This window comes from Geodermatophilus sp. SYSU D01176 (assembly GCF_054050015.1).
On the sequence record NZ_JBJGYN010000026.1, the window covers coordinates 22,741 to 36,377 of the forward strand.

Consider the following 13,637-nt stretch of genomic DNA (forward strand, 5'->3'; position numbering starts at 1 on the left):
CAGGATCACCTCCAGGAGCACGTTGTGCCCCAACCGCGCAGCACCGCCGAGGCCGCCGGGATGGGGGACGGCCCGGTCCCCACGGGCCCGGTCACGTTCCTGTTCAGCGACATCGAGGGCTCCACCCGACTGCTGCAGGAGGCCGGGGACGACTACGCCGCACTCCTGGAGGACCATCGTCGACTGATCCGCGCAGTCATCGCCGCCCACGGTGGCCGGGAGGTCGACACCCAGGGTGACTCCTTCTTCGTGGTGTTCCCGAGTGCGGTGGACGCGGTGGCCGCCGCCGCGGACGCACAGCGGTCGTTGACCTCGCATCCCTGGCCGGAGGGGCGCCGGGTGCTGGTCCGGATGGGTCTGGACACCGGTGAGGCGGTGACGGCCGCAGCGGGGTACATCGGTCTCGCCGTCCACCGGGCGGCCCGCATCTCGGCCGCGGCACATGGCGGCCAGGTGCTCGTGTCGGAGACGACGGCGGGGTCGGTCGGGGACGGCGCGGTGCCCGGGGTCGCGCTGCACGACCTGGGTGAGCACCGGCTCAAGGACTTCCCGCACCCGCTACGGCTGTTCCGGCTCGACGTCGCGGGGCTGCGCACGGACTTCCCGCCGCCGAGGACGCTCGTCCGGGGTTCCCGGCTGCCGACCCCGGCGACCTCGATCGTGGGCCGGGAGGAGGACGTCGCGTCGCTCGTCCGGCTCCTGGCCGACGAGCGCACCCGGCTGATCACCCTGACCGGCCCGGGTGGCATCGGGAAGACCAGGCTGGCCCTCAAGGCGGCGGGCGCCGCCGTCGGCGAGTTCCCCGGTGGCGCGGTGTTCGTACCGCTGGCCTCGATCGTCGACCCGGCCCTGGTGATGGGCGCCGTGGCCGATGCGGTCGGCGTCCGGCGCGAGGCCGGGGCCAGCCTCGTCGACGGGGTGCGGACCACGGTCGGGGACCAGCGCACGCTGCTGGTGCTGGACAACGTCGAGCAGGTCGTCGACGCGGCAGGCGACCTGGCCGACCTGCTCGACCGGGTGCCGGCGGTGGTGGCCCTGGTGACCAGCCGTCAGCTGCTGCGGCTCCGGTCGGAACGACACCATCCGGTCAGGCCGCTGACCGAGCCCGCAGCCGTCCGGCTCTTCATCGAGCGGGCGACGGCGATGCGCCCGGGCTTCAGGCTCGGCCCCGACTACGAGGACGTGGTCGCCGAGATCTGCCGCCGCCTCGATGGGCTGCCGTTGGCGGTCGAGCTGGCCGCGGCCAGGATCCGGCTGCTGCCACCCCAGACCCTGCTGGCCCGCCTGTTCGAGCGGCTGGACCTCATCAGCGGTGGACCGGTGGACCTGCCGGAACGGCAACGCACACTCCGGGCCACCATGGACTGGAGCTACGGCCTGCTCGAGCCGCACGAACAGGCGCTGTTCGCTCGGTTGGCCGTGTTCGCCGGCGGCTGGAGCCTGGAGGCCGCGGAGACCGTGTGCGGCCGGGCGGAGGAGCCGGCGGTGCTGGACACCCTCGCCGCCCTCGTCGACGCCAGCCTCGTGGTGGCCTCGGACGAGGGTCCACGCGAGCCGCGCTTCTCCATGCTGGAGACGGTGCGGGTCTACGCGCGAGAGCTCCTGGCTGGCGCCTCCGACCGGGTGGACGTCGAGCGCCGCCACACGCAGTGGATGTGCGCGATGACCGCGACCCTGCTCTCCGCCCGGGGCGGGCAGGAGCACCGGCAGGGCGTGGAGCGCCTGGATCGCGACCGGCCCGATCTCCGTGCCGCGGTGCAGCGGACGCTGGACGCCGGGGACACGGCGACCGTGGCCCTGCTCGTCCGCAACGCCTTCATCTACCTCGTCCAGCGCGACGCCGAGGCCGAGGCCGTGGTCTGGCTGGACCAGGCCCTGTCACGCGCCGCCTCCGCAGAACCGGCGGTGCGCGGGCGGCTGCTGACCGTCCGGGCGCTGGCCGCGACGGTCTTCGGCGACTTCGCGCTGGCCCGGTCGATGATCGGTGCGGGCCGGCGGCTGCTGCCCGACGACCCGGATCACCGCTTCGACCACGCCCTGGCGGCGACGACGGACGCCTTCCTCGCGGTCTCCGAGGACCCCCGCACGGCCGGGCCCGTGGTGGCGGAGGCCATCGCCCGGATGTCGGCGGTGGAGAACCGGCTGGGGCAGGCCTACATGGAGGTGACCGCGGGGAACGTCGCCCTCTACCGCGGCGAGGTGACGACCGCCGGAACCTGCTATGCGACCGCGGTCGGGCTGGCCGAGCAGATCGGCGATGACGCCATCCGCGGGCGGGCGCTGAGCCTGCGAGGTCTCACACTGCTCATGGCCGGTGACGCAGAGGCGGCCCGGGCATCGGTGGTCGACGGAGCCCGGATCAACCGTCGCGGGGGTCAGCCCAGCGGGATGGCCTACTCGCTGGACGGCCTGGCAGCCATGTCACTGTCCGCAGGGCTGCCCGAGGTGGCGGCGCGGGCGCTGGCCGCGGCGCACGCCGTGCGGGAAGGTGTGGGACATCCCGCGTCCGCCGCCTTCACTCCCCTGCTGGAGGACCTCCTCACGCGGGCCCGCAGCGCACTGGGAGACGAGGCGTACGAGGCCGCCGCGGCCGAGGGCCGGGCGTGGACCGTCCTCGATGCCCTGGACCGGACACTCGACGACGTCATCCGGTCCGCACCGGCCGCTCCTGAGCCTGGATCCGGCGTCGAGGTCGCCGTCGACGGAGGCCGTACGGCTCGCAGGTGAAGCGGGACCAGGCGCAACAGGAACGACCAAGGCCGCTCTCGGAGGGAGAACGGCCTTGGTCAGCGGGGTGGAGCTGAGGGGACTCGACCCCCTGACCCCCACGCTGCCAGGGCGGCTGGTGGAGTCCGCAGGGATCCGCTGTCCCTCATCTGCGCAGGTCAAGCCGTACTCCCGTGCTGAGCGAACACCTCCGGACGACGGTGAACGCCGCAGATCAGCCACCATCGTGGCACCAGGCAGAGGCCTCGTGACCCGATCCTCGGCCCGCTGCTGCAGCCAGCGCTCGACCGAAGGGCTCCTGAGCGATGAGGGCGCCGTCCGCCGAGGTGACTGTCCGGTACGTCATGCCGGTTGGACCTGGGACCGGCGCGCCGCTCATCGCGAGCGTTGGGTGCCGGCGACCTCCGGAGCCTGTTCGCGTTCACGACCCGGATGACGTCCCCTGCCTCACGGCAACTGCTGGTAGGCGGTCGGACCGGTGAGCATGCCGGCCTGCTGCCGGATCGCCGAGTGCGCGCGGCGAACCTGCCGGCGTCCGGCTGCGGGCACCGCCCGGTGCGCGAGCCGGGCGAGGGAGTTCGCGATCCCGAGGGCGCGCACCGCGGCAACCGCCCACCACGCCGGCGCCGCCATACCCAACCTCCGGCACACCGGCGCGCCGTGGAAGATCTGCGCGAGTGCCAGGACCAGCTCACGGGTCATCCCCTCCGGGGTGCGGAGCACCGGCGTCAACAGCTGGGCGTAGGCCTCCAGCAGCGCATCCACCAACGCTCGGGACCCCTCGTCCGGCGGCGGCGTGACCATCTCCAGCAGCGCCGCCAGGTTCGTCGCCCCCGCGTGGTCGTCCACCTGCAACGCGGGATCGATCCCGAGCAGGTGGGCGATGTAGCGGAACAGATGGTGGACGTCGTCCCGCTCGTGAGGACGCAGGCCGACCCCCAGCCGGCCCATCGCCCGGATCGGGACGTAGGTGAAGTCGAGCAGGGTGCGGGCGAGGTCGGCCTGATTGATCGGCACCCCCCACTGCTCGACGTCCCACCCCCGCCGCAGGAGCTCAGCGCGCATGCGGGCGTGGAACAGCCGCACCTGCGCGGTGGCCACGTACCCCGGCGCGCCCACCCTCAGGGCGCCCGGCTGCACGGCACTGCCCAACCAGGCCCCGGTCTCCTGGATGCGCCGAGGCGCGCGGGTCACCAGCCGCCCGGTCGAGGTCAGGACGCGGGCCAACCCCGGCGAGCGGTAGGTGTTGACCAGCGAGCCCGGCCCGAGGAGCAGCTGCATCCAGACGGTCCCGATGCCCAGGTAGGCAGCGCTGCCCCGCTGGAGCCGCTCCGGTCGCACCCAGGAGGGCAGGCGCTCGAGCTCGGCCGCCAGTGCGGCCAGTGAGTCCGGGACCGCCACCGACGTCGACCGACCCTCGAGCAAGGCGGTGACAGCGGCCGGCGGCACCCGGTGGCCGGCCAGGTCGGCGACCGCCGCGTCGGCGAGAGGATCCCCGACCCGGAGCATCGTGCCGATCACGTCGGCGGCGGACCCGAACCGTCTCCGCGCCGGGGACAGTGCGATGAGCCGCCGTGGGTACTGAGCGGCCAGCGCATCCCCAGTGATCGGCATCAAGGCCTCCCGAGCGGCCACCTCGGTGACCTGCTGGCGCGGTGCGCCGGACGGCGACGTCCCAACCGTGCTACCCATGAGGCCCGCAGACAAGGACCCCGCGAACCCGCCAGGGCCCCTGCCTCGCTGGCGCGCAAGCATGTCGTTGTCGCGACCACCTCGGGACCGGGCACGGGTGCCACGGTCACCGCGTGGGCGACGGGGCGAAGACGGCGACGTGCAGCCGGCGCAGTCCGACATCGGCGGCGTAGAGACGGTCCGAGACGACGGCGCCCGACCTCGTCGTGGCCGCGGCGAACAGAACGGCCGAGGGGGCGCCCATCGAGTCGCTGCTGCAGGACTACCTCGGGGCGATGGCCGCGACCTGGCAGCTGCTCGCCCGCTCGGTCAGACCCGAGGAACTCCCCTGGCTCCTCGAGCTGACCGACGTGCACTTCCGGTACGTCCGCATCGTCTACACGCTCGTCGTCCGGGGCATCCACCACGAGGCCGCAGGGATCAGCGGTGAGAAGCGCGACGCCCGCTTCGCCGTCTACTCGGCGCTGTTCACCGGCAGCGACCCTGGCAACGTCGCGGCGCGCGCCGGCATCCCACTGGCCCCCCGCCACCTGGTGCTCAGCATGCAACTGGGGGGCACACCAGCGGAGCCCCTCGACGGCCGCGCCCCGGCGGTACCGATGGTCCGGCGCGCCAACGCGATACGCCGCGTTCCCGACGAACCCGCCGAGGGCCATGCGCTGGCCCTGTTGGGCGACCCGTTCGGTACCGCGGTGGTGCCGCTGCCGGCGCACCCGTCACCGGGTGAGGTGGACGAGGTCCGGGCGCTCGCCGGGCGGCTGGCTGACGCCGTCGGCGTTCCGGTGCACGCTGGTGCGGTCGTGACGACGTCCGACGGAGTCCCGGCGGCGGTCACGCAGGCCGAGGACGTCCTCGAGCTGGTCGTCGCGACCGGCCGGCCACCGGGCGCCTGGTTCCTGGACGACGGGGTGGTCCCCTACCAGCTCACGCGCCCCGGTCCAGCGCGGGATCTGCTGGTCGAGCGCATGCGCGTGCTGGACGAGCACCCGACTGGGAGGCCACGCTGCGCGCCCTCCTCGCCTCCGGACACGATCGCCGACGTACCGCCGAAGCGCTGCACGTGCACCCGAACACGGTCGACTACCGGCTGGGCCGGATCGCACGGGCGTGCGGAATCGACCCCGCCGACCCCGCCGGACGGCCGGCCGCGCTCGCCGCCCTGGCGGTGCGCGACCTGGAGCGTCATCGCGCTCGCTGACCCACCACATCACTGGAGATCGCATCGTCTACGAGGAGCCGAAGGCGGACCGCAGCCGCCGGACCGTGGCCCTGCCCGCCCGACTCGTCGAGGCGCTCCGAGCTCACGGGCAACCCAACTCGAGGAGCGCATCGCCGCCGGCTCGTTGTGGCAGGACCACGACCTGGTCTTCGCTCGGCCCAACGGCCGATCGAGCGCACGTCGGACTGGCGCTCGTGGAAGGCCCTCCTGCGCGAAGCGGACGTGCGTGGGGTCCGGCTGCACGACGGGCGGCACACGGCGGCCACGCTGTTGCTCTCGGAGGGCGTGCACCCCGGGGTCGTCATGGAGGTCCTGGGCCCCGCACGGATGCGCACGACGACGGACACCTACAGCCACGTGATGCCCGCCCTCGGCGGCGACGCGGCAGACCGCATGGGACGTGCGCTGTGGGACCGGCCTGGCACCGCATCCGCGCCAGTGGCCACCACGTTGGCAGCGAAGATGACTCAGGCCGCTCTCCGATTCGGAGAACGGCCTGAGTCATCGGGGTGGACCTAGAGGGTCAGCTATCAAGTCCGTCGGTCCGCTTCCAGCGCCTCCTGGGCAGTTGGCGGTCACTGCCCGCTGGTGAACCGTCACGAACGAAGGCCACTCCCCCGCGCCGACGACACACGGCGGAAGACCGTCTCGGCCCCGAGCGGGTTGCCGAGCTCCTCGCCCACTACCAGGCCGGCTTCCCGACCACGCAACTGATGCGGACCTACGGCCTCGGCAAAGGCGCTGTCCTGCGACTGCTTGACATCCACGGGGTAACGAGGCGACGGCAAGGCCTGCCGCCGTTTGAGGTTCAGGAGGCTCTCCGGCTGTACGGCCAGGGCTGGTCACTGGCCCGCATCGGCGAGCGGTTCGGTCGGCACCACAGCGTCATTCTGCGAGCGCTGGAGCGGGCCGGCATGCCGCGACGGGACCAGCATCGGCGACCGCACTCGCAGCCAGGAGCCTGACTGCACACTCCGCCACCCCGGCAGCATCGGAGGGATTGAAACGCGGTGCAGCTGACGATCCCGGCGATGGTAACCCTGCCCCTTGCGGCATCGGGTTCACACTGGAAGTCTTCCTGTGGCCGCGTGTACCTACATGTAGGAGCACCGGATGGCCGGCAACAGAGCTGTGATCTTCGCGGGTCCGGGCAAGGTCGAAGTCGTCGACCTGGACTACCCAAGGCTCGAAGTACAGGGCGGCCCCGGGGTCAGCTCCCGCAACGTCGGACGCAAGACACCACACGGCGTAATTCTCAAGACCCTTCTTAGCAACATTTGCGGCAGCGACCAGCATATGGTGCGCGGGCGAACCGCCGCCCCGGAGGGGCTGGTGCTCGGCCACGAGGTCACTGGGCAGATCGTCGAGAAGGGCCCCGACGTCGAGTTCCTCGACGTCGGGGACATCGTGAGCGTGCCCTTTAACGTTGCCTGCGGCCGGTGCCGCAATTGCAAGGAGGGCAAGACCGCCGTCTGTCTGGGAGTCAACCCCGACCGGCCCGGCTCGGCCTACGGCTACGTCGACATGGGCGGCTGGCCGGGCGGCCAGGCCGAGTACGCCATGGTGCCCTACGCGGACTGGAACTGCCTGAAGTTTCCCGACCGTGAGCAGGCCCTGGACAAGATCCGAGACCTGGCAATGCTTCCGGATGTCTTCCCCACCGGCTACCACGGCTGTGTCACTGCCGGGGTCACCACCGGCTCGACCGTTTACATCGCTGGCGCTGGTCCAGTGGGAATAGCGGCGGCCGTCTCAGCACAACTGCTCGGCGCCGCAGTAGTCATCGTAGGAGACATCAATCCCGATCGGCTGGCACAGGCCTACGCATCCGGCTGCGAGGTCGTCGACGTCTCCTTGGGCGACCCGAAGGAGCAAATCGAGCAGATCCTCGGACTGCCCGAGGTCGACTGTGGCATCGACGCTGTCGGCTTCGAGGCCCACGGACTCGGCGCGGGCGGCCTGCGCGAGCAGCCGGCGACTGTCCTCAACTCCCTGATGGACATTACCCGGGCCGGCGGCGCCCTCGGGATCCCGGGCCTGTATGTGACCGATGACCCGAGCGCTGTTGATGCAACTGCCCGGCACGGGTCATTGTCACTCCGGATAGGGCTCAGCTGGGCCAAGTCGCACGCCATTTTCACAGGTCAGTGCCCGGTAATGAAGTACAACCACCGCCTGATGATGGCGATCCTCAGCGGTCGCGTGCAGATTGCTCGGGCACTCAACGCGACGGTCATCCCGCTCGAGGCAGCCCCACCCAGCTACCACCAGTTTGATCAGGGCGAGGCCAGGACGTACATGATCGATCCGCATGGGTTGATTCCTGAATCACCACCTTTCCCACGTGCGGGTCAGCGCAGTGTCGGGTCGCCGGCCACACGTGAGTACACGCTGACTGCCCAGGACGAGACTACCTTCGAGATTGTCCGTATCCCTCCAGATGCGCCGGGCCCCTATCGGCCCGATCACACCGGCCTCCGCTTCTACTACATTGAACTAGCCCGCCCAGACGGCAACGAGCATCGAAACACCGAAACATGGCGCCCCGAACGGGCATACAGTTGGCTCGCAGAGCACCTGCCAAAAGTCTCAAGCGACATAATCCTCCTGGCCGTGGTGGGCAGCAAAGACCAGCTTGGCGCCTACCCGTACTGGAAACTCGGGGCCATCCCTTACATTGCTTCGGAAGGCTGGAAGGAGAAGCTGCGAGACCTACTCCGTCCTCCAATACGAGAAGATGAGCTCAATGTCACGGTAAATGAGTCGCCTCCCGACCAAGCAAGCATTCGAGCCTTGGAGGAACACGGGCGCCGCATGGGTGAACTGGGCGCTCCTGAGTGGGTCTTGCAGCACGAACCAGAGAATCGGTTCGACTAGGCGGAGGCCTCATCACCGGGGAGAGAAGATGGACAACCAGCTGTTTCTCCACTCCTGTGAGATTGACGATCACTTTTTTGCCGTTTCAGGCCTTTCAGATCCAATCAGTCTCAGAGATCAAATGCTGCGAGCATACGTGCTCGCGCAGCGCATCCCTGCTAGTTGGCTCCAAGGTGACGAAGAGCCGGTTGTCGTCATAGGCGCTGGGGCTGCTGGGGTAACGTTTGCCCTTAGCGCAGCAAGGCGGATTGAGGCTAGCAAGAATCCCCGCGTCAACATATGGATTGTCGAGAAGGAGGCACAGTCCTTCTCCATGCAGGCTAAGGTTCCTAGTCGACTGATTGATCCTACACAGTATGACTGGCCAGAGGACCACTGGGCAGACAAAATCTTGCCAGGCATTCCCATGCCGCTAGATTTCCCACGGGAAACCGCGGACCGCCTGGCGACGCATTGGCGATCCATATTAAGGAGGGAGGGGATAACTAAGGATTCCTCACCAGTGCGACTGGTCACGAACACGAGAGTAGAAATTCAAGGTAAGCATCCCAACCGAGTTGCATGGCTTATTCCCAGTGGCGGTGGAGGCCCATTGTCCGTCCGTGCAAAACTCCTCGTATATGCAGGAGGAGCCGGCCGGGAAAGGACCTGTTTGGAGAGCCACGGGGGCGAAGAGACGGGAGCCGTATATCGCCACTTCAGGTCTGAAGGCTTCTGGGAAGAAGATGACTACGAGTCCCTCATACGCAATCCGCCGAGGATCCGAGCAACATACCCCGAGGGAACGCCGCTCATATTCGTCTCCGGCGGAAGCGACGGAGCGCTTCAGGACTTCATCAGAGTGGCAACCGGCTTGCCGAGTGCGCGCCACGTCGTGAACGAGCTCCCCCCAGACGCCTCTAAGCGCCTTGCGGCGGGCTCGCGTCTGGCCTGCGAGCAAGAATGGCGCCACTGGGCGTGGGGCGATGACACCGGGTGGTGCGCGGCGGCGAAAGAGGCAGAGGATGAGATGTTGGATGCCATCGCGCAGGCTTATCAGGTTGCAGGCTTCTCGCAGGCTTTAGACAAACTGCTGCACGGGGTTTCACGCACCCTCCGCGTCTCGATTGCGCACCCCCTCCTGCACTTCGAGAATAGATATCCTCTAAATAGTCTTCTTGCGCTGATGCTACTTGAACACGCGCGGCGTAGAGAATACAAGATATCTCGGCTACGCCTTACACGATTGGTACATGTCAAAGGGCTGGGACACACCTGTAAACACAATCCGGAGGAATGCAAACGCTTCGTGCATTTCGTTCGCGTCGAATCAGCTCTTGGCGAACCGGAGACGCGCTGCCCACCGGCTGACAACGGAACACGCGATGCTAAATACTTTGCAGTTGACAGACTTATCATTCGCCACGGCCTTCAAGGCCGGCCACTTTGGGCAACGTCGGTTCCACACCGCCAGATGCCGCCTTATTACCTGGGGCGTCGACACAATGGCGCTCCCTTGATGCCTACTGCAGTAAGCGGCTGACCACTAGGAACTCACCCGCCAAATCCTTGACGGGTGCCGTGGGCGGGCTACTTCTCCCATCACCTACACGGCGATCATTGACTTCGATGACACCGACCTCGCCGTCGCCAAGCGTAGCGTGGCCCGGCTGCGCCAAGACCTCGCTCAAGGCGACAGCCACGTCCTAATGGCCCGAGTCAGCAGCATCTGGCGGGCCCATGACGCACGCCGAAACGTTTAGCGCGCCGCCTTGGCGTAAATGTTTGACGGCGCCCCGCATCGTCATCTGCGTCAACATGCTCGGCGAGGGCTTCGATCTGCTTGCCCCTCGAGGACGTCCTTCGAGGCGCTCCGTAGAGTCAGCCTCTGGTCTGGCGGATGGGTGTAATCACCACAGCCGCCCTCGTCCTGCTTCACCATCAGCTTGACCGGACTCCATGACCACCGACCTAGTCGAGCCGTTACTGGCAAAGGCCGATCACCCGGCAGTTTGCGGCCACGTTCCATGATGCCCATATTGCGCCTGCAACGCCTGCCCGTTTGACGGGCCTGTAATGCATGCTGTAGGACATTGTCCCCGCCATTGTCACATATCCCGGCGCGCTTGCCACGTCTGAGCGATGCGGTCAGCCACGTTGCCTAGGCCGGCGTTCTCATAGCGATGACCGGTTGGCCAGATGTGGCCAAAGCCGTCGTTCTGCCAGCGGGGCACTAGATGAAGATGCAGGTGAAAGACAGTCTGCTCGGCGGTCGCCCCGGCCGACGTAATAAGGTTCATGCCGTCGACCGCCAGTGCCGCCTGAATCGCCTGACCGACGCCGATGCAAGCCCGCATCAGCGTCTCAGCCAACGGTGGCTCAGCTTGCCACAGGTCGCTGACGTGTTGCCGCGGGACGACAAGCGTATGCCCCGGCGTCGCCGGGTTCAGCGGAAAGAAGGCCAGCCAGTCAGCTGCCTCGGCCACAACCTCAGTCGCGACATCCTCACCACGAGCGATGCGGCAAAAGACGCAGCCGTCGTCCTGCGTCGTCATTTGCCAGCCGTCTTGGCTGCCGCCTCAACCCAGCGGCCCAGGTTCTGGTAGCCGTTGTCATTGTTCCAGAGGTAGAATGGGTAGCCGGTCGGCAGCTTTCCGCACCGGTCCGTAGTCCGCCCGTCGAGGCCAGCAATCTTGCTAACGTCAATACCGAGCAGCCCGTTGCCACGAGCCTTACTCGCCTCGATCTCGTATCGCACCCAGCGGCTCCAGCAGGTCTTTGCGCCCACCAGGACAACGGTGACCGACGTGCCCTTCAGTTGGTTGTCAATCCATGCCTTGATGGCAGCGTCGCCCTGCCGCTTCACCTTCTCAAATTCTGCGGCGTCATAGAAGCCGGCCGCTTGCCGGGTCTGCGTCACCCAGCTGTTGCGGACAACCATGGCCCGCTTGACGTCCTGGTATTTGAAGCTGAAGAAGACTCTACGCGCCATCAGTAGCCCCTCGCAGCAGGTAGATGCCAACTAGGTCCATGAGCAGCAATGCGCCGTAAAATGAGACCAAGTGCCACCGGACGCAGCTTCGTGCCCACGTCCGCGCCGCCCGTGTCCGATCGATCTTCATTGAAAAGTCGACCGCACTGGGGTGCAAGGCCGCCGATGTCTCGTAGAGCTTGCGAAAGCCTCGTTCGAGCCAGAGGTAGTACCCGTCCAGACCCCAGAAAAGAAGTGTAGAGACGGCCGCAATGACCACAAGGCCAACTTTCGACTGAACTGCCGCAAAACTGGCTAGTGCGGTAGCCAGCGTGATCGCCCAGCCCTTGAACAGAAAGGAATTGGTAGCAAGCCTACCAATAATGGCTTGGATGTGATCTAGGTGTTTAAGTTTGATCTCCATTGACACGAGAGTTGCTCCTGTCCCCATCATACCCGCTTGGGTTGATTATAGAAATGGCCTATCCGACATGGAAGTGCGCGACCGTATAGGGACAACCGCCTCGTTCGCCCAATTGAGCGCCCGTCCACCTGCGCCGACTACTGCGGTCGCTGATCGAGCAGCAACCGGTTGGCCCGGTGGGCACTGTCCTTTTCCTGCAGAAGGTCTTGTCGGACAGCAAGCACCTCCCGTAATGCCGCCAGGGAAATCTGCACTGCTTCCTGGGCAGCTGGAGGCACCGCAGCTTCCTTCAGTTTATCGGAGCCGTGAACAATCTTGCTTCGCAGGTCATAGAGCTTCTTGTACCTAACTTGGCGCGCCGCTCGATCGTCAGCATCCGTACCGAGCAACCAGGCCAGAGCCGTCGTGATGCGGAACGTCGTCTCTTGTGTCGCGCCGAACAGATTTTCCCAGACCACCACGGCGTCGACCAGGACGTCGTCCTGCTGCGTCCGTTCGGATAAGGCCTGCAACATACGGCGGATCGCAATGGCCGTGCTCTTCGTCCGATGCTGGCGCAGCAGGCCAGACCACTTCTGCCACGCCGCGACGTCAGCGTCGGTCAACTGACGGGGCACCAGATTCGGCGCTCGCCGGGTGTCTACCCAGGCCGGTGCGGCCGCCGATGCGAGCGGGTCAAGCGTCAGCTGCCAACTGAGGACCACCAGCGCCGGCTGGTCTTCCTGCTCGAGGGCCAGGCCGAGGCGCAGATTTTCGAGCTCCTGCCACACCCGCCCCTGCAGTTCCGTCAGCTCAGCCGGCCATGGCGTCAGGACATCGAAGTCGTCCTCCCGAATGACTACTTTGTAGGGCACCTCGAAGCTGACGACGACGTCACCGGCGTAGTCGATGACCACGTTGGTGCCGTCCGACGTGGTCGTTTGTAGCGTGCCGGCCAGCCCGGTCCGTCGGATGATTGCCCGATCCTGCTCGGCCACGCGGCGGATACTGGCCCAGCCGAAGTCCAGAACAGCGGTCTCTGGTGGGAGCAGGACGCCCGTGAGGCCCAACCGGACGGGCACGGTCGTCGACTTGCCCTGGATTGCCCGCCGCAGCGTCCGCAGGCTCACGGCCAGCTTGTCAGCCACCGCCTCGAATGAGGGCGTGGCCACGTCGAGGCGGGCCCACTCCCAGGCAATGACAATCTGCTGGTCGGCGAAACCCCACAGCTGGACACTGCCGCCTTGGCCGGTGCTCCGGAAGACGTTGCCCATCCAGCCCGAGCCTTCATGCTCAGCCGTGAACAGCTTGCCCAGAGCCGGGTCCGCCAGCACCGCCGCCTCCAAGTCGGCACGACCTGGATGGTTGAAGGTCAATGACGACAAGGAAGGCCGGTGCATGAAGCGGTCGACTGGTAGTAGCAGCAGCGAGTAGGCCTCCTGCAACTGGGTCAGCAATTGGCGCAGGACCGGATCGGACGACGACGGTGGCGGCGGCAGCGCGCCGCCGGCATGCCGCCGTAGCAGGGTCGGGACACCCTGGCCAGCCTCAGTAAGATACTGACCAAGGAGGAGCGGCACCTGCATGGCTGCCGTGTCATCATTCGCGGTTAGGGCCGGCTGCAGTAGGGTCGCTAACTCCACCACTACTTGGGCTTGCGGTGCTGAGGCATGGCTGACAAAGTTATCCATTGCCACTTCAGCGGGGATGTTGAGGACGTACCGCAGGAAGTCGTCCCCTAGATAGGCCCGCAGCTGCGGGAGGGCCAT

At 67.2% G+C, this 13,637-nt stretch carries 12 protein-coding genes; 5 read left to right on the forward strand and 7 right to left on the reverse strand.

Annotation, left to right across the window (positions count from 1 at the left end; translation table 11 throughout):
* The first annotated feature begins 24 nt into the window (after positions 1–24).
* Positions 25–2,727 (forward strand): adenylate/guanylate cyclase domain-containing protein, encoded by a 2,703-nt coding sequence (locus ACI78Z_RS14915; protein WP_457037318.1) that lies wholly within the window; start codon positions 25–27, stop codon positions 2,725–2,727.
* 447 nt (positions 2,728–3,174) lie between these two features.
* On the opposite strand, the gene ACI78Z_RS14920 is transcribed toward ACI78Z_RS14915, so the two are convergent.
* From ACI78Z_RS14920 to ACI78Z_RS14930, 3 genes are all read right to left on the reverse strand, one after another.
* Positions 3,175–4,341, reverse strand: coding sequence for an oxygenase MpaB family protein (locus tag ACI78Z_RS14920; protein WP_457037319.1), 1,167 nt, complete (start codon positions 4,339–4,341; stop codon positions 3,175–3,177).
* Between the two features lie 184 nt (positions 4,342–4,525).
* Positions 4,526–4,663 (reverse strand): hypothetical protein, encoded by a 138-nt coding sequence (locus ACI78Z_RS14925; protein ID WP_457037320.1) that lies wholly within the window; start codon positions 4,661–4,663, stop codon positions 4,526–4,528.
* Between the two features lie 472 nt (positions 4,664–5,135).
* Positions 5,136–5,405: a hypothetical protein gene (locus ACI78Z_RS14930; RefSeq protein WP_457037321.1), complete on the reverse strand. Its 270-nt coding sequence runs from the start codon at positions 5,403–5,405 to the stop codon at positions 5,136–5,138.
* Positions 5,406–5,422: 17 nt separating this feature from the next.
* On the opposite strand from ACI78Z_RS14930, the gene ACI78Z_RS14935 reads away from it, so the two are divergent.
* From ACI78Z_RS14935 to fdhA, 4 genes are all read left to right on the forward strand, one after another.
* Positions 5,423–5,617 (forward strand): helix-turn-helix domain-containing protein, encoded by a 195-nt coding sequence (locus ACI78Z_RS14935; protein WP_457037356.1) that lies wholly within the window; start codon positions 5,423–5,425, stop codon positions 5,615–5,617.
* A 147-nt stretch (positions 5,618–5,764) separates the two neighbouring features.
* Positions 5,765–6,157 (forward strand): tyrosine-type recombinase/integrase, encoded by a 393-nt coding sequence (locus ACI78Z_RS14940; protein ID WP_457037322.1) that lies wholly within the window; start codon positions 5,765–5,767, stop codon positions 6,155–6,157.
* Positions 6,158–6,351: 194 nt separating this feature from the next.
* Complete coding sequence (locus ACI78Z_RS14945) at positions 6,352–6,603, forward strand: helix-turn-helix domain-containing protein (RefSeq protein ID WP_457037323.1); 252 nt, start codon at positions 6,352–6,354, stop codon at positions 6,601–6,603.
* A 148-nt stretch (positions 6,604–6,751) separates the two neighbouring features.
* Positions 6,752–8,515, forward strand: coding sequence for a formaldehyde dehydrogenase, glutathione-independent (gene fdhA / locus ACI78Z_RS14950; protein ID WP_457037324.1), 1,764 nt, complete (start codon positions 6,752–6,754; stop codon positions 8,513–8,515).
* 2,087 nt (positions 8,516–10,602) lie between these two features.
* Here the strand turns inward: fdhA and ACI78Z_RS14955 are convergent.
* The 4 genes from ACI78Z_RS14955 to ACI78Z_RS14970 all read right to left on the reverse strand — a co-directional run bounded on the left by ACI78Z_RS14955 (position 10,603) and on the right by ACI78Z_RS14970 (position 13,637).
* A complete protein-coding gene (locus tag ACI78Z_RS14955) occupies positions 10,603–11,049 on the reverse strand; it encodes an HIT family protein (protein ID WP_457037325.1) in 447 nt (148 codons plus the stop codon).
* Positions 11,046–11,486, reverse strand: coding sequence for a TIR domain-containing protein (locus tag ACI78Z_RS14960; RefSeq protein WP_457037326.1), 441 nt, complete (start codon positions 11,484–11,486; stop codon positions 11,046–11,048). Before ACI78Z_RS14960 ends, ACI78Z_RS14955 begins: the two co-directional genes overlap by 4 nt.
* Positions 11,476–11,895: a hypothetical protein gene (locus ACI78Z_RS14965; protein WP_457037327.1), complete on the reverse strand. Its 420-nt coding sequence runs from the start codon at positions 11,893–11,895 to the stop codon at positions 11,476–11,478. The genes ACI78Z_RS14960 and ACI78Z_RS14965 overlap by 11 nt, the downstream gene beginning before the upstream one ends.
* Positions 11,896–12,026: 131 nt before the next feature.
* Positions 12,027–13,637 carry a hypothetical protein gene (locus ACI78Z_RS14970; RefSeq protein ID WP_457037328.1) on the reverse strand — a complete coding sequence of 537 codons (1,611 nt, stop codon included), beginning with the start codon at positions 13,635–13,637 and terminating at the stop codon, positions 12,027–12,029.

What these genes read in the sequence shown, in the direction of transcription:
- ACI78Z_RS14925 (WP_457037320.1), bottom strand. Translation starts at nt 4,663, where the DNA reads ATGGGCGCCCCCTCGGCCGTTCTGTTCGCCGCGGCCACGACGAGGTCG.
- fdhA (WP_457037324.1), top strand. Translation starts at nt 6,752, where the DNA reads ATGGCCGGCAACAGAGCTGTGATCTTCGCGGGTCCGGGCAAGGTCGAA.
- ACI78Z_RS14955 (WP_457037325.1), bottom strand. Translation starts at nt 11,049, where the DNA reads ATGACGACGCAGGACGACGGCTGCGTCTTTTGCCGCATCGCTCGTGGT.
- ACI78Z_RS14960 (WP_457037326.1), bottom strand. Translation starts at nt 11,486, where the DNA reads ATGGCGCGTAGAGTCTTCTTCAGCTTCAAATACCAGGACGTCAAGCGG.
- ACI78Z_RS14920 (WP_457037319.1), bottom strand. Translation starts at nt 4,341, where the DNA reads ATGCCGATCACTGGGGATGCGCTGGCCGCTCAGTACCCACGGCGGCTC.
- ACI78Z_RS14945 (WP_457037323.1), top strand. Translation starts at nt 6,352, where the DNA reads ATGCGGACCTACGGCCTCGGCAAAGGCGCTGTCCTGCGACTGCTTGAC.
- ACI78Z_RS14970 (WP_457037328.1), bottom strand. Translation starts at nt 13,637, where the DNA reads ATGGCCCTCCCGCAGCTGCGGGCCTATCTAGGGGACGACTTCCTGCGG.